This window comes from Alteromonas marina, assembly GCF_000808575.1.
Taxonomy (GTDB): Bacteria; Pseudomonadota; Gammaproteobacteria; order Enterobacterales; family Alteromonadaceae; genus Alteromonas; species Alteromonas marina_A.
The window spans coordinates 1-20,064 of sequence record NZ_JWLW01000056.1 but is presented as its reverse complement, the minus strand read 5'-3'; the positions used below and the strand labels follow the sequence as shown (position 1 = coordinate 20,064).

The window sequence follows — 20,064 nt, the reverse complement described above, 5'->3', positions numbered from 1 at the left end:
CCAGATTGTGACCAATCGGCGGTAAATTGCGTTGTGAATACCAAATAATCGATGCTTATTCGGTAGGGCACTGTAGGTTTCCCTAACTTTGGCATTCGCAATTTAAATTGACAATCCACGGAAGTTATTAATTGAGCTACACTCTCCAATATGCATCGAAACGCTCTCTAAGAGGCTCTAAAGAAGCTGGTAAATGTCCATCGCAGACAAGACCTAAATAGGTTGCTGCACGTGTGGCTCCAACGTAAAGGTAGCGGTCAAAAAGATCGGGCTTGTCTTGAGCTAATTTATCGATACCAGCGAAAAATACGGCCTCAAACTCAAGGCCTTTAATGTGTTGAATATCAAACACTCGAATGTCAGTTCCTTCTCCAAGTGCTTTTCCTTCTTCACAAGCTACTACGCTAAGATTTATTTCTTCTAGACATTTAGCTAATTTTTCGGCCATTGGCCTCACTTCTTTTTCAGAGTTAACTAGTACAGCAATGGTCGGCAATTGCTGCACTGCTCGTTCTACTTCAATTATTCGCTCCGCGATCCATGTTACTGGCCCGCCATTTCGCGCATTTTCGTATAGCACTGGTTTAACACCAATATGGTTACTCTCCTCTGGAACTATACCTAGTGCATTTAAATCGCCACCTTGTATTTTTAGAAGCTCGTGTGCAAAAGTATTTAATGTCTTGCTCTGTCGATAAACGAGCTGGATTGTTTCTACTGAAATGTGAGACGCAATCCAGCTAAGTTGCTGTTGATTGCGAATGCCGGAAGATGTGATTCGTTGATTGAAATCCCCACATGCGAAAAATGATTTACTCTTTAGAGAGGTTAAACTTTCCATACAAGCAAGCTGTAACATCGAAAAGTCAGTTGCTTCGTCTACCATGATTTGATTTTTAAATAGACTCGAAATAATCGCAAGATAAGAATACTTAGGTTCATCGAGCGATTTACTCACATAATTCTGCGCAATCAATTGTCTTGATTTTCTGAGCATTAAGAGAATTATGCCATCCAGCTCAAGACCAGATAATTGAGTTGTATTCACTAACTCGGAAACATAAAAATCGTTTAGTATGTCTCTACCCTTTCTGAAAGCTCGATAGCTCGTAGTAATATCCGTCACGTAGCGCTTGTGACTGTTGATGAATCGGCGCAACCCATTTTGAAAGCTAATATGTCTGCCTATCTCAAACAAAATATCGTTACTAGGAACGCTTGCATCAAGAAACTGAATTACTGATGAAGAACGCGATTTTTTGGGCATACTACGTTTAAGGTATTTAGTTCTTGCTAATGCTCGTAGAGCTGATAGATAAGCATTCACTGCAACTTGTATCGAATTGCTGTTCAAATTAGATGTCTCATCTTGCTCATCATCATCGAAAAACTCTTCTTCATCTGGTTCATTTTCTTGCTGAATAGCTTCTAGATGTTTAGCTAATCTCTTAAATACATCTTTATCGTTATTATATAGTCGATTGCGTTCCCTCTTTAACAAATCTTCGGCAACAATCTTAGAGTCACTCAACGCTGATCTAAAAGCACCTTCAAAGTTTTCTAGGTCACGGTACACATCTAATAATTGTCGTGATTCAATTTGGTTGCCGAGTTGTTTCAGGTTTTCTAACACTGTGACCGCGTTTTCGGGGGCAGCACTAATGGCGATGGCCGCTCCGTCTCTCAATTGGCTTTTTAATCGTTGTTCATGGAAGCTCTCAAAAGATTCATACCAACTGCTAGCATCTTCAACCACAGCAGGAGAAAGGTTGGATAACTCGTTTTTTAAAGTAAATTTGCCACCATTCGCTGTTCGCAAGATTCCTAGAGTATTTCGAGCAATATCATTTCGAAAGCTGGTCCATGTCCTAATATGTGAGTCTGAGGCTGGAACCTGCTCACGGCTGAAAGCCTCTTTCAAGTAATGTTTAAGTAACTCTGAAGGCGTAAACATTATCCAGCTAGTTTGGTGTGGGGCTTGATTTTTGGTTGTTTCAGTAAGCCGCTTTTCCTCAGCATCTAGAGACTCTATATCGAGCTTCTGTCCTAGACGTTTAATAAGAGTGGTTGTTTTTCCGGTACCAGGAGGACCAAGGATGATAAGTTGGCTATTCAATGGGAGTCGAAATATCTCCCCTTGAAATTGATCCAATATAGGCTGATCTCTCAATCCCATAGCCGTTCGAACTTGATGGCTAATGCCGGCAGAAACACCACTTTGAATTTCTGCCTGCTCTAATAGTTTATCCAGTTCATCGGCAATCTCGGATCGATCTGCTCGTATAAGAGCCCGCAATGACTCTATGGAATACGAGCCTTTGTCATGATGGCGATACTGAGTTTGACTTGAATCCCAACCGACTGATTCCTTTTTAGGACGTAAACTGGTTTTCTCTATTACATAAAATATTCGACTTCTTCCATCTAGATTGACAATAGCTTCGTCGCCTAATGCGACTTCGGCTAAGCGTCCAATAGGAGACCGATAACTAGCAAAATTTTTACCTGATGGAAGTGTTAAGTTGCTGCTTCGGGCAATGTAAATAACTTGCTGACTGTTATTGTCGTCTTCAACAACAAGACGAGCTATTGCTGGTTCATCACTAAGTTTGACTAGCTGTTCATGATTGTTTTTTTGAATATTGGCTAGTTTTAGAAAAGCTTCGTTTCCGGTAAGCGTATTGCCACTGGCAAAGCTATCGGTTCCTTGATTGTTTTCATTCTTTAATTTGTTCGTTGCGGTTTCGGTGATTTCTGAGAACGTAGAAAGTGTGTCTTCAGCAAGTGGTAAAAAATCGATGTCAGCCATTCTTCTAAATATCCCTATCTGTAAGTAATAAATCTGCGCAGAATAACTTTGATTGGAGCAATTCACTATTCTAGCTAAAGTTAATTAAACCAGTATCATATTCCACTCGCATGATTGCTCTTTATCTCATATCTAATTTACAATGCAAGAGTTAGACTAAAGTATAGTTTGGGGCATGCTGATATAGCCGAAAAAGGTTGTGCTATCATAGCTGTAAAGTTGAGCAGGTCTTACTGAAAAGTGGGTACTTATTTGGTTATAGCACCTTATTTTCCTAAAACATGACAAGGAATTCATGAAAATTATAAAAACAAAAATGGATGATATTTTTACAGTATTGCAACAATCGCTTTCTTCTGGCGAAATGCAATCGAGCTGTCTCATTTTTCTTATTTTAGAAGACAGTGAACTGAAGCAACTATCAACTCTCTTTTCAGATGCCCTCTTTCTAAACACTTCAAAATTGCTTGCTGAACGGCTTATAACGATGTCAAGAAGAGAGCGAGAGGCTAATGTTGCAAGTGCGCTTAAGTCCATAGTATTAGCTGGCGACAACATGTGTTACCTACAAAGAATTCAGTTGTTGTTCGCTAGAGAGCTAAATATCAACCCAGTAAAGCTGCTTCAACAATTAAGCAGAAAAAAGCCAGTAGTAGCAGTTTGGCCTGGCGGATTGGACTGCAGCAATTTGTACTATGCCAAACCTGGGCACCCTGAGTATGTCAGCTACCAATTATCAGAATTTCAAGACGTTCAAGTAATCAGCACTTGTGAACATGGAGTAACAAAATGAAGAAGTACAATGAATTAATCCAATTTGAGCCGGTTAAAACAACTATCGAACTAGAGGACTCGGCCGATCACAAGAAAGCAGAGAGTCTCATTTCGTCTTACGTAATTTCAGAAAAGATGAAGACAAAGCTTAATGACATCATTATCAAACATCTTCAATACAACGATTTTGCTGATAACAAAGCTTTATGGATAGTAGGCAACTACGGTTCAGGTAAATCGCACTTAATGTCTGTTATTGCCGCACTCGCCGAGTTTCCAGACCTTGTTGAAAAGATAACAAACGAAGACGTTAAGCGCTGTGCTGAGCAAATTGCTGGCAAGTTCAAAGTTATCCGTTTCGAGATTGGTTCAAGTAAAATGGATCTTACTGACATCATTACTTCCCAATTGACCCAAGGTTTAAAGGAAATTGGTATTGATTACGAATTTCCGCCGATGGAGCAGATAACATCAAACCACAAACAGTACATCGAAGAAATGATGGCTGAGTTTAATAATAAGTATCCAGATCATGGTTTATTATTAATTTGCGACGAAATCCTTGATTATTTCCGCTCTAGAAACAACCAACAACTCCCGCTTGATATGGCGATGTTGCGAGTACTTGGTGAAGTTATTGAAGGAACACGCTTCCGGTTTATCGCTGGTGTGCAGGAAGCTATATTTGCAGATCCAAGGCTTAGCTTTATATCTAAAGAAATAAAGCGCATCACTGACCGAGCGGTTGAAGTTGTAATTGCACGTGAAGATATTAAGTTTGTTGTAGCTGAGCGTTTGTTAAAGAAATCAGCACAACAGCAAGAGTGGATCAGAAACTACTTACAAAAATTCACACCATACTACGAAAAAATGAACGAACGATTAGATGAGTTTGTTCACATGTTCCCTGTACACCCTGACTATATCAACACATTTGAACGAGTTCGTATTGCAGGCCTTGAACAGCGTCAAGTCCTGCGAAGCCTCTCAAACTACATGGAAAAGTTGATGCCAACGGAAGTGCCAGAAGAACAGCCAGGCATTTTTTCATATGACACTTATTGGAATGAACTTAGTTCAGAGCCAAGTATGAAAACCAATCCAGAAGTAGGCCAAGTTATCGAAACAGGTGAAACACTCGTTGAGCGAATTGAACAAGCATATCCTACAGCGGGTGAAAAAGATTTTGCCAAACGTTTGGTGGCAGCTTTAGCCATTCATAGAATGGCTGTGGGGGACATTTACAATGAAATGGGCGCCACCGCGGCTGAATTACGTGATTCATTATGTTTATTTATAAAAAACATCGACGCACTACCCGGTGACAAACATAAAAACTTAGAAACGCACATTGTCACTGTACTCGGCAAAGTCAGAAAAACGGTGAATGGACAGTTTTTCGCTCGAAATAGGGCTAATGACCAATTTTACATCGACTTAAAGCGTACTGTTGATTTCGATGCCAAAATTGAAAACAAGGCAGCAACATTAGCAAGCGACAACGTTAATGATGCTTATCGTGCAGCTATGCTTGAAATCCTTGAGCAGTCAGATACTCAGCAATTACATAAAATGTGGCAACATGAGCTTAAATGGATTGATCGCAATGTGAATAGACAAGGCTGGTTATTTTTAGGCTCACCAAATGAGCGTGAAACGGCTAAGCCACAACGTGATTACTACATGTACTTCATTCAGCCCGAAGATGCGCCGAAGCTGAAAAAAGAGCACATCAGAGATGATGAAGTTCTATTTGTGCTGAAAAACAGAAATGAAGAATTCAATCGATACCTAAAGTACTATGCTGCATCAGTTGAGCTTAGAGGTCATGCTACTGGTAATGAAAAGCAAACCTACAAGCTTAAAGCGGATGAATACCTCAGAGAAATGCAAAAGTGGATCCGAAACCATATTGCTGATGCTTACGAGGTAAGGTACAACGGCCAATCAAAGCCCATCATGGATTGGCTAAAAGGTACATCAGTACGCGATATAACGGGTATTTCAGCCAGTGAACATGGCAATGTTAAAGATATTTTTGAAGCTGTAGCAAGCTACGTGCTTGGTGGCTACTTCGAATCGTTAGCGCCAGAGTATCCTAAGTTTAGCCAGTGGATCACCGGCGATACCATGCAAAGTGCAGCAAAAGATGTGCTAAATCATCTAGCAGGTGGTTCGGCAACCAAACGTGCAACCGCTGTCTTAGATGCACTAGAACTTTTAGATGGCGATAAATTGTCAGCCACTAAGTCTCGCTTTTCAAGCACCGTACTTGAAATTTTAAAAGCTAAAGGACACGGACAAGTAGTTAATAGTTCGGAATTACTTGAACAAGTAAACGCTAATCTTTACTTCAAACCTAAAACATACCGCTTAGAGCAAGAGTGGCTACTAGTTGTTCTAGCTGCACTCGTCTATTCAGGTGAGTTGGAGTTAGCAGTTGTTGGAAATACTATCTCAGCAAGTAATGCTGAGTCGTTTAAGTCAACAGATTTTGATGATTTAATTAACTTTAAGCATATCCAAGCACCTAAAGACTTCAATACGAGCGCAATAAAATCATTACTTAACTTGTTGGGGATGAACGAAGGATTGGCAATATCAATTCAACAAGGCGATGACAGTATTGTCAGGGAGATGGTTGATAAAATAGAGGACAAAGTAAAAGATCTTGTTCTAGATATCCAAACTGTTAAAGGCCGATTGCAGCTTTGGGGCCAACATGTGCTAGAAGATGCTGAAGCAACCATATTGGTTGAGAAGCTCTCTTCGGCAAAAGTTTTCTTAGAAGAAATGCAGCGATTCAACACGCCAGGTAAACTTAAAAACTTAAAAGCATCAAGTGAAACCATTAATGCGCAACATGAGAACTTGCAAGAATGGCACAACTTTAAACAATTAGAGTCGATCGTTAACGAGTTTACTGACATAGCCAACTACCTTAATCAAGCACAGTTGGTGCTTAGCGAAAATGATGACTGGCAAGAGTCAGTTGCAAACTGCAAACAAGAGTTACGAACTGGTATTGCAGATAAAGAACAGCGTTTGTCGAGTGAATTTAAACATACGATGATGCACCAACTCGAACAAGTTAAAAAAACCTACATTTCACGCTTTATAGAACTTTATCAACGCTCTCACCTAACACTGGCTGAAGACAAAATAAAAGGCGACTTAATTAATGATGAGCGCCTAAAAACACTCGATTTGTTATGCGGGATTAGCTTATTACCTGGCGCTCAAATTAAAGAATGGCGTGGAGAATGGGCAAAATTACAACCGGCTGCAAATATTGATAGCAAACAGCTGGCAATTAACCCTTCGCCAGTAGCATTTTCACCGAGAACAGAAGGCACATTAGCGCCTGCTTCAAGTCGTTTAACTAGGTTGGATGACCAATTGGATGCAATGCTTACCGAGTGGACGTCAAACTTAAAATCAAATCTTGATGACCCATTCATCGACCTTAGCCTGGTCCACATAGAGCAAAAAGCTGAAATTGAAGCCTTTATTGCAAGTGGAGTGTTACCTGACCCTGTATCAAACGATTTTGTTACTGAAGTAAACAAAGTTTTAGAAGGCTTAGTGAAAGTAACCATTAGCTCTGATGATCTTGTCAGCAGCTTAGGCAAAGGCACTCCGCAAAGTATTGAAGAAATCAAAGTACGTTTTGAGCGTTTAGTTGCAGAAAGAACAAAAGGCCAAAACAGCGATAAAGTACGCATCGTAATTCAATAGAAATTTGAGAATGGCGAGTATATAACTCGCCATTAAGGTAAAAGTAATGGAACAAAATTCACTCTTAGAAAATGAGAGCACTGAGACAAATTCTGGCCCCGTTGAATGCCTAGGGTTAACGTTTGAAAATGATGAAGCTCGAAGAGTACACTTCACAAAGCTATTAGCCGAAAAACTAAAAGATCCTGAATTTAGGAAAATTGAAGGTTTTCCTATCGGAACAGACGAAGCAATTTTGGAACTATCTGATCCACCTTTTTATACGGCTTGCCCAAACCCTTGGTTAAATGAATTTATTTCGTTGTGGGAAAGCCAAAAGGAAATATCAGATGAAGATTATCATCGCGAACCATTTGCTGCTGACGTTAGTGAAGGAAAAAACGACCCTATATACAACGCTCACTCTTATCACACCAAAGTACCTTATAAAGCGATCATGCGATATATACTTCATTACACAAACCCGGGTGATGTCGTTTTAGATTGTTTTTGTGGGTCAGGGATGACTGGTGTTGCAGCCCAAAAGTGTAATAGTAAAAGCATAATAAAAGATATGGGCTACACCGTTATAAATGACGACATTTATGAGAATGGAAATATTGTCTCTAAAGCGGGATTAAGATATTCAGTGTTATCTGACATATCGCCAGCAGCAGCTCACATATCCAATAGCTATAATTCTTCAATCTCGTTAAAGGATAAAATTGAAGCAAATCAAATAATAACGTTCCTTAAAAAAAAGTATGGCTTTTTATATACTACTAGACATGTTAACGGGGATTCTGCGGAGATTAATTACACAGTATGGAGTGACGTTTTTGAATGCGAACATTGTCATAAAGACGTTAATTTTTGGGATAGCGCTGTTTGTAAAGACACCTATGGTGTGCGCGACAAATTTCAATGCAGTTCTTGTGGAGCTGACTTAAAAAAGTCCAATTTAAAAAGGAAGAAAACTTCATATTTTGATCATGTTGTAGGGGAAGTCGTTGAGAGAACTGAATTATGCCCATCGTTAATTCATTACAAATACAAAGGTAAAGCGTATACAAAAGCTCCGGATAGAATTGATATTGAAAATATCAGGAAAGCTGACGACTTACTTATCGGTTTAGATTTTCCTAAAGTCCTAATACCTGAAGGAATAAATACTCAACAACCTAAAACATCTCATGGTATTGAAAGGGTAGATGAATTCTATTTTAAAAGAGCGCTCTTCTTCTTGGCTCAGTTTAAACAAATGACTAAAAACAGGGCTTTGCTACGATTTCTATCGTCATCGTCAATGGTTTTGAGTAAGTTATATCGATTCAGATCTCAAGGAGGAAAACTAGGTGCTGGTGGAGGGCCGATGAATGGAACTTTATATATACCTAGTCTTATAAAAGAAATACCTGTTTTAAAAGTTTTATCTGAACACGTTAAAAGGTCCGTACATGATATCGATTTAAAAGGCTATTCTCGACTTCAAGGAGTTAGCTCTGCAACCTGCCTATCAAGTATTGCAGATTCATCTATAGACTATGCTTTCATTGACCCGCCATTCGGAGCAAATATTAACTACTCTGAATTGAATTGCATTTGGGAAGGTTGGCTAAAAGTTGAAACAAACAATAAACAAGAAGCTATTGAAAATAAACATCAAAAGAAATCCATTGATGACTATCGGCTTCTTATGAAAGCTTCTTTTTGTGAGCTATTTAGGGTATTGAAACCAGGAAAATGGCTGACAGTAGAATTTTCAAATACAAAAGCTACCGTTTGGAATAGTATTCAATCTGCAATTACTGAAGCAGGCTTCATCGTTGCGAATATTTCAGCTCTGGACAAAAGGCAAGGTAGTTTTAAAGCTGTAACGACTTCAACAGCGGTTAAACAAGACTTAGTTATATCTGCTTATAAGCCAATTAAATCATTAGAAAGTAACGTAAACTCTAATTCCGTAAATGTGGAAGGAGTATGGGATTTCATTAGTGCACATTTGGAATTTTTATCCGTTGTTAAAATGAGCGACAATGAAATTATACCAATACCAGAAAGAGACCCTAGAATATTATATGATCAAGTTGTTTCTTATTTTGTAAGGCATAACCACCCAGTGCCAATTTCATCAGCTCAGTTCCAAATTGGATTAAAAAACAAATTTGCAGAACGTGATGGAATGTTCTTTCTCCAACATCAAGTCAGTGAGTATGATAAAGCTAGAGCACGCTCATCAAGCATAAAACAGCTTTCAATTTTTGTTGATGACGAGGCTTCGGCTATTGAGTGGTTGAGGTTTGAATTAAGCAATAAACCAAAAACATACTCTGATATTCATCCTCTTTTCATTAATGAGCTTTCGGGGTGGAAAAAAAATGAGCTTCAGCTAGAGCTATCAACTTTACTTGAGCAGAACTTCATTAAGTACGATGGAAAAGAGGAAGTTCCTAACCAAATCCACACCTATCTTTCTACTAACTTCAAAGATATGCGTGGACTAGCTAAAGATGACCCTGCACTAGTCGCTAAAGCTAAAGACCGCTGGTATGTGCCTGACCCTAATAAAGCTGGAGACTTAGAGAAAGTTCGTTTGCGTGCCTTGTTGCGTGAGTTCGAAGTATACAAAGCAGAAAAGAAAAAAATTAAACAGCCAAGAGCGGAGGCGTTGCGAGCTGGCTTTAACCACTGTTGGGAAAACCAAGACTTGCAAACCATTTTAGACATTTCAGCGAAAATTCCAGCTGCTGTACTTCAAGAAGACGAGAAACTGCTCATGTTCTATGACAATGCAGTAACGCTAACCTCAAACACTGATGATGATTGGGATTAAGATATGCAGCAAGAAAGTCTAATTATGGAAGACGCTTCTAATATCAATGATGAAGCTGTTGAGTGCTTAGGGTTAACGTTTGAAAATGATGAAGCCCGAAGAGCACATTTCACAAAGCTATTAGCCGAAAAACTAAAAGATCCTGAATTTAGAAAAATTGAAGGTTTTCCTATCGGAACAGACGAAGCAATTTTGGAACTTTCCGATCCGCCTTATTATACGGCTTGTCCAAACCCTTGGTTAAAAGAATTCATTTCATTATGGGAAAGCCAAAATGAAAAAACAGATGAAGATTATCATCGAGAGCCATTTGCAGCTGATGTAACTGAAGGCAAAAATGATCGAATCTATAACGCACATTCATATCATACGAAAGTACCTCATAAAGCTGTGATGCGTTACATACTTCATTATACCGACCCAGGTGATATCGTATTTGACGGTTTTTGTGGCACAGGTATGACCGGCGTAGCAGCGAAAATGTGTGGGGATAAATCTGAAGTAGAAAGTTTAGGTTATAAAGTCTTACCTACCGGTGACATTCTTACACTAAAAGAAAACTCTGATAATGAGTGGGTCCATTTTTCTAAGTTAGGAGAAAGAAAAACGATTTTAAATGACCTCTCTCCAATCGCTACGTTTATTAGTAAAAATTATAACCATTCAACCAACTCTCAACATGACTTTTTTCAAAAAGCCAGTTCTGTAGTAAAAAAGCTTAAAAAACAGTTTAATTGGATGTACGAAACCAGTCACACAAACGGTGATGTCGGTTTAATTAACTACGTCATTTGGTCAGAAGTCTTACTCTGCCCAGAATGTACTGGTGAAATGGTTTTTTGGGATGTTGCAGTTAACAAATCAGAAGGGAAAGTTTTAAACGAGTTTAATTGTCCATCTTGTAACTCTAGTTTGACCAAAAGAAAGCTAAACAAGTGTTTGATTACAGAGTTTGACTCGTTACTCAACGAAAATATTAAAGTACAAAAATTAAAACCTGTTCAAATCAACTATAAATACGGCAAACAAAATTTTGAAAAGCGCCCCGATAAAAACGATATAGAAACTATTGAAAAAGTTCGTAAACTTCCAATCACAGGCAAAGTTCCCACTGACCGTCTGATATTTGGTCAAGAAACTAGGCGAAATGATAAAATTGGAATGACACACGTTCATCATTTCTATACAGAAAGAACCTTACAAGTGTTTTCTAATTTTTTAAGCCAATCTGAAAGAGATTTATATTGGGTTCTCACTGGTTCGTTGCAAAGAGGTTCTAAACAGCATCAAGTCGCAATCACCAGAATAGGTGGCCCTAAAGCCGGTGAAGGTGGTGCAACTGCGGGCCACAGACGAGGTACTTTATATGTACCTTCCAATCAAATTGAGATGAATGCGCTTAATTTACTTTCAGACAGAGTAAACGCTATTAGTAAAGCTGTGAGTATTAAAAAGCCTGTTCATACGGCAATAGGGACTGGCTCTACAAGTAGTTTATCTGGAATTCCTGACAATTCTGTTGATTATTTATTTTTTGATCCTCCTTTTGGAGCGAACATCGCATACTCGGAGTTAAATTTTATTCAAGAATCATGGCTCGGAGTCGTTACAAATCAGAAGTTAGAAACAATCGAAGATAAAGCACAAAAGAAGTCGCTAACTGAATACAAACATCTGATACAAAGCTCTTTTGATAATGCGTACAGAGTTCTAAAACCAGGGAGATGGTTAACCGTTGAGTTCTCCAACACAAGTGCAGCAGTGTGGAACGTTATTCAAGTAGCACTTCAAGCCTCCGGCTTTATTGTTGCTAGTGTTGCTGCCTTAGATAAAAAAAGAGGTGGATTAAATTCTATTGTTGGACCTACCGCTGTAAAACAAGATTTAGCAATTTCGCTGTATAAGCCTCTAGTTGAAGTTAAGCATGATATTTTAAGCAAAAAAGGAGAAGAGTCTGTTTGGTGTTTTGTTAGGAATCACTTAGAAAATTTACAGGTCGTAAAATTCATTAATAATGACTTGGGACATATTCAAGAAAGAGATCCGAGAATACTCTACGATCGCTTAATTGGGTACTATTTAAGCAATGGTAAAGATGTCCCTATCAATTCTAAGGAATTCCAAACAGGTTTAAGAGCTAAATTTGTTGAGAGAGATGGCATGTTTTTTCTTCCATCGCAAGCAGCAGAGTATGACAAAAGAAGAGCTACAAACAATAGAATAGAGCAATTAACAATTTTTGTTGATGATGAAGCTTCAGCAATTGATTGGATCAGACAAGAACTAAAGAGCAAGCCAAAAACATATGCAGATATCCACCCATCGTTTATTAATGAGTTATCAGGTTGGAAAAAAAATGAACTTCAATTAGAGCTTTCTACTTTGCTTGAACAAAACTTTATTAAGTACGATGGTAAAGAGGATGTGCCAAATCAGATCCACACCTACCTATCCACTAACTTTAAAGATATGCGTGGACTAGCTAAAAATGACCCAGCACTGGTCGCCAAAGCGAAAGACCGTTGGTATGTGCCCGATCCGAACAAAGCGGGAGATTTAGAAAAAGTTCGTTTACGTGCTTTGTTACGTGAGTTTGAAGTATACAAAGCTGAAAAGAAAAAAATCAAACAGCCAAGAGCGGAGGCTTTGCGAGCTGGTTTTAATCATTGTTGGGAAAACCAAGACTTACAAACCATTTTAGACATTTCAGCGAAAATTCCACCTGCTGTACTCCAAGAAGATGAGAAGTTACTCATGTTCTATGACAATGCAGTAACGCTAACCTCAAACACGGATGATGATTGGGACTTATAAAAAAGTAAATGGAGTTATCAGGGATGTTTGAAGTCGGAGAATGGGCTTGGAGTCAAGCCCATCAACAACATGTGAAAGTTATCGAATCCTCTGGCCTTTGGGGCCAGAGTTTCTATCGTGTTTGGTTACAGCAGCAGGACAGTGTTGTAAAAGTTAGGGCTGGTGACTTGACTCAGCCGACAAAAGAACACCCAATTTCTCAACACTTTTTATCTTATATTTCTGTAGCGGCAAAAATATCAAATGCTCAGCATGAAGATATATTATTAGCACCGATAGAATCTAACGTTATACCATTGCCTCATCAGCTAAAGGCGTTAAATAAAGCGATGGCTCGGAAGCAAGTCAGGTATTTATTTGCAGATGAAGTTGGATTGGGTAAAACGATTGAAGCTGGTTTAGTTATGCGAGAGTTAAAACTCCGTGGTATGGCTAAACGAATATTAGTGTGTGCACCCAAAGGGCTCGTTAGTCAGTGGGTTAGCGAGATGAAAACTCACTTTAACGAAAACTTTCACCTTTTATTACCGGGTGAGCAAAAACCAGTTGATGAAAACGATAACGTTTGGAAACGATATGACCAAGTTGTTTGCCCTGTTGATAGCATAAAACCTATTGAAAGCCGCAAAGGTTGGTCACTTAAGCAAGTTCATGAATATAACAAACATAGGTTTGATGATCTGCTAGCAGCAGGTTGGGACTTAATTGTTATTGATGAAGCGCACAGGCTTGGAGGTAGCACTGAGTTAGTGGCTCGTTATAAGCTAGGTCAAGGCTTAGCGGAAGCTGCTCCGTATTTATTGCTGTTATCAGCAACACCACACCAAGGTAAAAGTGATGCTTTCCATCGATTAATGGCACTGCTTGACCCTGAAGTATTCCCTGATGTTGGCAGTGTAACTAAAGAACGTGTACAGCCTTTTGTTGTTAGAACAGAAAAGCGAATTTCTATTGATGGTGAAGGAAAGCCTTTATTCAAACCAAGAAAAACTGAACTTGTTCCTGTCTCTTGGCAAGCGAAACATGCCAAACAACAGCACTTATACGAAGAAGTAACCGAATATATCAAAGAAGGATACAACCAAGCTAAAGCGAAAAAGCAAAATGCCGTTGGCTTCTTAATGATCTTAATGCAGCGCTTGGTTAGCTCTAGCAGTGCAGCAATTGCAAAAACATTATCGAGACGCCTAATAGCACTTGAAAATATGGTAGTCGAGGATGAATTGCCACTAGCGTTAGCTGAAGATTGGGCCGAACTAGATGCGCAATCTCAACTTGATGATTTAGTTGTTAAAAGCCAGCAAGCGCTTGATGATGAAAAAGCACAAGTCTCTTATTTGCTCAAACTTGCTGAAGATTGCACAGCCAATGAAAATGACGCAAAAGCAGAAGCACTTCTAGATTGGTTATACGAACTCCAGCAGGAAGAACAGTCACCCCAGTTAAAAATGCTGGTGTTTACCGAGTTCGTTCCAACACAACAAATGTTAGCAAAGTTCTTTAGTGATAGAGGCATAAGCGTAGTGTGCTTAAATGGCTCTATGGACCTCAGTGAGCGTAAAAAAGTACAAGCCGCATTTGCTGACGACACTCGAATTTTAATATCAACGGATGCCGGTGGTGAAGGTCTAAACTTACAGTTTTGCCACGTTATTGTGAATTACGATATGCCGTGGAACCCGATGCGGATGGAACAACGCATTGGGCGTGTTGACCGTATCGGGCAACAACATACAGTGCGAGCATTGAACTTCGTTTTAGAAGGCACAGTTGAGCATAGAGTTAGGGATGTATTAGAAACTAAGTTACAGGTTATCTTAGAAGAGTTTGGTGTCGACAAAACCAGTGATGTATTGGACTCAGCAGAAGCCAACCACTTGTTCGATGAGCTTTTTATTGAGTCGCTTACTAACCCTGACATGATGGATCAGGAATTAGCTAAAGCGTTAAAAACGATTCAAGACGCAGGCAAAGATAAAAAGTCACAAGATAGTCTATTTTCAGATGATGAGGCATTATCAGCTGAACGATACAAAGAATCCGCCAATCATCCTTTACCATATTGGCTAAATACAATGGTTGAGCAATATCTTTGTTGGCAAAACATAACTGGAAAAAACGCTCACTTTAAAACCAACGACAACGACAGCGTTGATATAACATGGCCAGATGGTGCTTCTTGGCAAAACATCACTTTTATTGGTAAACAAGCACAAGAACAACAATCACTTAAACATATCACGCTAGAAAACCCTAAAATTAGAGGTTTATGTACTAACCTGCCTATTTGGAATGAAGTTCAAGATATTCCTCAAGTAAGGGTTTCGTCACTCCCTTCTGGTGCTGATGGTTATTGGTCTTTATGGAGTGTTAGATTTGCTGGTAATGATGAGCGGCAAATGCAGTATTTCCCTATTTATATAAAACCTAATGGCCAATTTTATGCGACAGCTTCAAATCGAGTTTGGGAAGCCATTAGCAATTGTGACTTAACCGTTATTAATGATAGTGATTCAAATGCAATTGGGGATAAACAAACGGTCTACGAGCAACTTACCGTTTGTGCTGAAAATGAAGGTAGACGAATATTTGATGTGATGCTTGATAAATACAATGAAAACCTTCATCAGCAAAAAGAAAAAGGAGAGTACTCTTTTGCTAGTCGAAAAAGAGCAATAGAGCGAATTGGTTTGCCCGAAGTAAAAAACTATCGACTAAGGCAGTTAGCATCTGAGCAGCTAATTTGGAAAGACGAAATGACGGAAAAAGAAACTGTATTTCCTGAACTCTCGCTTCACCTAGTTTTTGAGATAAAAGGTAAGCTATGAGCTGGCATTGTAAGTATCTAAGCAAGCTAGACCTTTTAGCAAACCAAGTATATCTGGTTAATGACCCAGAACAGCTATGCTTTACTCCCGCTATAACAAAAGCATTCGACGCACATGAGATTGTGATTGTTGAAACAGACGACTTGTTAGCACTGCGATTGCAATACGAAAACTGGTTAGAAATTAATGAACAAAAAGCCTTTTTAATACGAGTTTCAGAGCCAAGCGAAGCGAATTTGCCCTTTGATATTCATAACGCCGCTATTTCAGTAGACTTTTCAATTAGCGATAGTTTACCCGATCTAGATGCATCGGTAGTCTCTCACCTGCCTCCCGAAAGCATTACGCCTTTAATAAATGCAGTACATCAATATCGACCAGGCAAATTGGGAAAAACTGCCACGCTAAGCTTTGTACTGCGGCATCTCTATAAAATTGCGCCAGAAATAATACAAACTGACGCAGATTTGGTGCGTTTGCTAATTAGAAAGCACTATCTTGGCAATAATATGGCCAATGCGGTAGAGAAGCACTTAATCGAACAACTTCAGCTTAATAAACTGTTTGACGCTTGGGATTTCAATATACTAATACCGAGCAGAACAGCTTTCTTTGACTTCTTGCAACAGCAATGGACGCTGTACATTCAGACCTTTGAACAAGGCAAAGAAATATATGAGCATTGGCCTACTGAAAAGCTTATCGTTCCGTTTGATGATCAAGATATCCAAGTATATGTAGATAACCTTTTTGCCGATGGTTTACTTAGACCAATAGAGACAAATAGTATTGTTGATGACCACTGGGCAAAAATTGGTGTGGTGACTGATAACGAAGCTTCAGAGATAACAAGATTCGAGCATCTCCTAAGTATTCTCAGCCACCAGTTTTTGGGTGATAGTATCAAAGAAGTAAGTTTTGATTTTTGGGGGGATAAAGCTTTCGAGTTAGGAATGCTCAATGCGCTTTCATATAAGCCCAACATAAGAGAGTTATTGTCTGATCAGCAGAAAACACAGTTAAACGCATTGAATGAGAAAGCTGATAGTTATTTTGAAGATTGGTTAGAAGTTAAGTATTCAAGTTTAATTAATATTCCATCTAGCAAACATCCTGCGATGCTTCACAAAATTCCAGATTGGCTACATAAGCGTGTTGAGGAAAAGCAGAAGGTATGTCTGGTAGTAATGGACGGAATGGGCTTTCAGCAGTGGTCGATATTTAGAGAAGAATTGAACTCTTTGGACTCAATATCTACGGAAGAATATTTTTCTTTTGCCTTAGTGCCCACGATCACCTCAATCTCACGACAAGCTTTGTTTTCAGGCAAACTACCTTTCTATTATGCAGATTCCTTACTCACTACTGTAAAAGAAGCAAAACTTTGGCAATCTTTTTGGGAAGATAAGGGTCTTAAAGCTCAGGAAGTAACATACCGTAAAAAAGTAGAAAATATTGAAGATAACAATGAATTCTGTGATCTCGTTGCTAAACCTTCTTTGAGAATCGCAGGTTTAGTGGTTAATTTCGTTGATGAGCAAATGCATGGTATGAGGGCTGGTATGGTTGGCTTAAATTCCGTTGTAGAGACCTGGTGTAAGACATGGGACTTTAAAAACAAAATTAAGGGGTTAGTCGACGCTGGTTACGAAGTCATCATTACAGCTGATCATGGAAATCAAGAAGCCGTTGGCTACGGCGCACTTAATCAAGGTGTACAAGCTGAAACAAAAGGGGAGCGTGTTCGAATTTACGAGTCAGAAGTAACTGCTGGCTCTAGCGCTGAGAAGTTCGGTAATAGTGTGCTAATATGGCCCGGTCAAAAATACGGGTTACCAAAAGGTAAGTACCCAATAGTAAGTAAAGGAAGACATGCTTTCGTAAAGGAAGGAAAAAAAATTGTCGGCCACGGTGGAATAAGCTTGCATGAAGTTGTTGTCCCACTAGCTGTTGTGAAGAGTACTAAAATTAAATGGTAAAAAAGGTTAACTTTAGCCGTCACATGGAAGTTTTGTGGCTGAATCAAACAGCCCTTTGGGCAGCTGAAGGACTAACAAAACCCGAAATAAATAGAAAAATTAACCAGATGCTCAGTTCACAAATCAACTGTAAAGTGAACTTGGGTAAAACCCGAAATCAACTAACATCTATATGGTTAGACTCTGGAGATTCTGTTGACCAGGAGTTTACTAACACTGCGATTAATTTAGTAAGCAAATATGAAGAATTGCCTCTCGCATTGCATCTTGGGCTTTTGATCGCAAAAAAGAAGTTTTTCGCAGATATACTGCGTTTTATTGGTCGTCATTCTAAGCTTAATGATTCATTCACCTACGCACAAGCACAAAAGAAAACAGTAGAATTATATGGCGATACCGAAACCGTAAAGAGAAGTCTTCGTTCAGCTTTGAAAACGATGGTTGAGTTAGACTTAATTCAAAGAAGCAGTAATAGAAGTTATGTTGTTAACAAGCATAAGCACATGGTTCCGAATGAATTAAAGAACTGGTTACTCACCGCAGTGCTATACAGTGAGAAAGCTACAAGCAGAACACTTAACGATATGTTAGATGATGCTGTTTGGTTCCCATTAAACTACCATGTTGCACCATCAGAGATTGATAAAAATCTATTTGAAATCCATCATCAGGGAAATGATGAGATGTTATTTTTAAAATAATAAGGTAATTAAGGATAAATGAAAGTTTCGATAGGATTTAACAGGCACCTAGAGCCCGACTGGTTGGCACAAACGGCTTCCTGGGTCGCGAACGACATAGCTGGTAAAGAACTAAAACAGAAGATAGATGAGCTGCTTACACCTGCTTTTTCGAGCCAAGTTGCAAAGGATAAGACAAGAAACTTACTTTTTGGCATTTGGTGCAAGTTACCCAAACACATTCCAAACAGCTTCCAAAAAGACGCAGCCGAGCTGCTTATGGAACACAGTGAACTAAACCTCGTATTTCACTGGGGTATGATGCTTGCAAAATACCCGTTTTTTAGAACTGTTGTTGAACAAATTGGTAAACTAACTAAGTTAAACGACTCATTCATCTATTCACAACTAGAGCAGCGTATTACTGAAATATATGGTGATACATCTACTATAAAACGAAGTATGCAGTTTGTGGTTAGAACTTTAATGAACCTGGAATTTCTGGCAAACCCTAAACAAGGTCTTTATCAGCTAAGAAAGCCAATTTTAGTGACCAAACCAGAAATAAAAGCATGGTTAGTTGAAGCAAGTATTTACTCTGAAACAGTTACCAGTAGAAGCCTGAATGCAATCAATGACGAACCCGTATGGTTCCCATTTGATATTTACTTTGAAGAAAGTGATTTGAGCTCAAACTCTCGTTTAGAACCTCATCACCAATTTGCAGATACCGTTGTTTTTGTTAATTAATACCAATGCTTTGGAATCTGTAGGTCGAATGATTTTGCAGCGTGCCCGAGCATTTCAATTATTTCTTCGTGCCTAGCCAAAGGCGTTAGGCAAAAAATCTATTACTATCTCAAAAAATAAGGAAAGAATACGCTTGAGGCCTTTTGCTGCCGTAAAGGCTTGGCTTCTGCAATAACACTAAGAGGGAAAAGTCGTTAATTTTTGGGGCTTCATTTGAGTATGTTTCTTGAGCTGTAAAACGGCACCGACCTTACATGTAGTAATTGATCAACTGCCAAAACAATAGAGGTGTGTATGAAAAATGAACAAGTTAAATTGTTTAAGCGTAACGCTAAAAAACGAAAGCTTTCTGTAAATTTAAGCGGTGCTAAAGATCGTGATGCGATAAGTATAAAGATGCTCCTAGCCGAAGTGCAAAACTGTTTAAAGGCCGGTGAGTCGCTTCCTGAGCAATTGAATATTTGGTTTTGTTCAGTCTTGGAAGAGTTGTTGAAAGAAAAGCCGCATCAATTAGCTGAACGTTTGAAGCAGGTTAAGAAAGGGCGAAAACCACAAAAAAATAAAGAAACGCGAGAAGAAATCGCTAGAGTAGTGCATGAACTTCGCTACCGGCACGGATTGCACAAGTCTGAAAATGGGGCATATACAGTTATTGCTAAACAATATGGAGTTAAAAGTGCAAATACCGTCGCCAAATATTACAGAGAGTTTCGAAAAGCTCATGAACTAGATGATGAGATCAGAGGAAAAGCTGAAGAAAAATAGACAGTCTATCCCATTAACTACCACCTTAATTATTGGCATATATCTGCATTTAAAAAGTAGCTAAGATGTTTTTGTTCTCGGCTGTTATTCGATAATTGCGTATTTCGGTGAATCC

10 protein-coding genes are annotated in these 20,064 nt (G+C 38.9%); 9 read left to right on the top strand and 1 reads right to left on the bottom strand.

The genetic code is table 11. The annotated features are described in order from the left end of the window. Positions 1-136: 136 nt before the first annotated feature. Positions 137-2,809 carry an ATP-binding domain-containing protein gene (locus RJ41_RS14770; protein ID WP_039222428.1) on the bottom strand — a complete coding sequence of 891 codons (2,673 nt, stop codon included), beginning with the start codon at positions 2,807-2,809 and terminating at the stop codon, positions 137-139. 295 nt (positions 2,810-3,104) lie between these two features. On the opposite strand from RJ41_RS14770, the gene brxF reads away from it, so the two are divergent. The 9 genes from brxF to RJ41_RS14725 all read left to right on the top strand — a co-directional run bounded on the left by brxF (position 3,105) and on the right by RJ41_RS14725 (position 19,949). After that, on the top strand, positions 3,105-3,602 hold the full coding sequence (gene brxF / locus RJ41_RS18755) for a BREX-3 system P-loop-containing protein BrxF (RefSeq protein ID WP_052235486.1): 498 nt from the start codon (positions 3,105-3,107) through the stop codon (positions 3,600-3,602). Then, positions 3,599-7,321, top strand: a complete 3,723-nt coding sequence (locus tag RJ41_RS14760; protein WP_039222424.1) for a DUF6079 family protein — start codon at positions 3,599-3,601, stop codon at positions 7,319-7,321. The genes brxF and RJ41_RS14760 overlap by 4 nt, the downstream gene beginning before the upstream one ends. Before the next feature lie 46 nt (positions 7,322-7,367). Beyond that, a complete protein-coding gene (locus tag RJ41_RS14755) occupies positions 7,368-10,133 on the top strand; it encodes a DNA methyltransferase (RefSeq protein WP_039222423.1) in 2,766 nt (921 codons plus the stop codon). 3 nt (positions 10,134-10,136) lie between these two features. After that, entirely contained in the window at positions 10,137-12,947 is a 2,811-nt protein-coding gene (locus RJ41_RS14750) for a DNA methyltransferase (protein ID WP_039222420.1), read from the top strand. Between the two features lie 23 nt (positions 12,948-12,970). Then, positions 12,971-15,775 (top strand): DEAD/DEAH box helicase, encoded by a 2,805-nt coding sequence (locus RJ41_RS14745; RefSeq protein WP_052235485.1) that lies wholly within the window; start codon positions 12,971-12,973, stop codon positions 15,773-15,775. Then, complete coding sequence (pglZ, locus tag RJ41_RS14740) at positions 15,772-17,754, top strand: BREX-3 system phosphatase PglZ (RefSeq protein ID WP_039222416.1); 1,983 nt, start codon at positions 15,772-15,774, stop codon at positions 17,752-17,754. The genes RJ41_RS14745 and pglZ overlap by 4 nt, the downstream gene beginning before the upstream one ends. Next, positions 17,748-18,455, top strand: a complete 708-nt coding sequence (locus RJ41_RS14735; protein WP_039222414.1) for a hypothetical protein — start codon at positions 17,748-17,750, stop codon at positions 18,453-18,455. Before pglZ ends, RJ41_RS14735 begins: the two co-directional genes overlap by 7 nt. An 18-nt stretch (positions 18,456-18,473) precedes the next feature. Then, positions 18,474-19,184, top strand: coding sequence for a hypothetical protein (locus RJ41_RS14730; RefSeq protein ID WP_039222411.1), 711 nt, complete (start codon positions 18,474-18,476; stop codon positions 19,182-19,184). Positions 19,185-19,478: 294 nt separating this feature from the next. Beyond that, the gene (locus RJ41_RS14725; protein WP_039222408.1) at positions 19,479-19,949 is read left to right on the top strand and encodes a hypothetical protein; all 471 of its coding nucleotides are present in this window, start codon (positions 19,479-19,481) and stop codon (positions 19,947-19,949) included. Positions 19,950-20,064 lie beyond the last annotated feature (115 nt).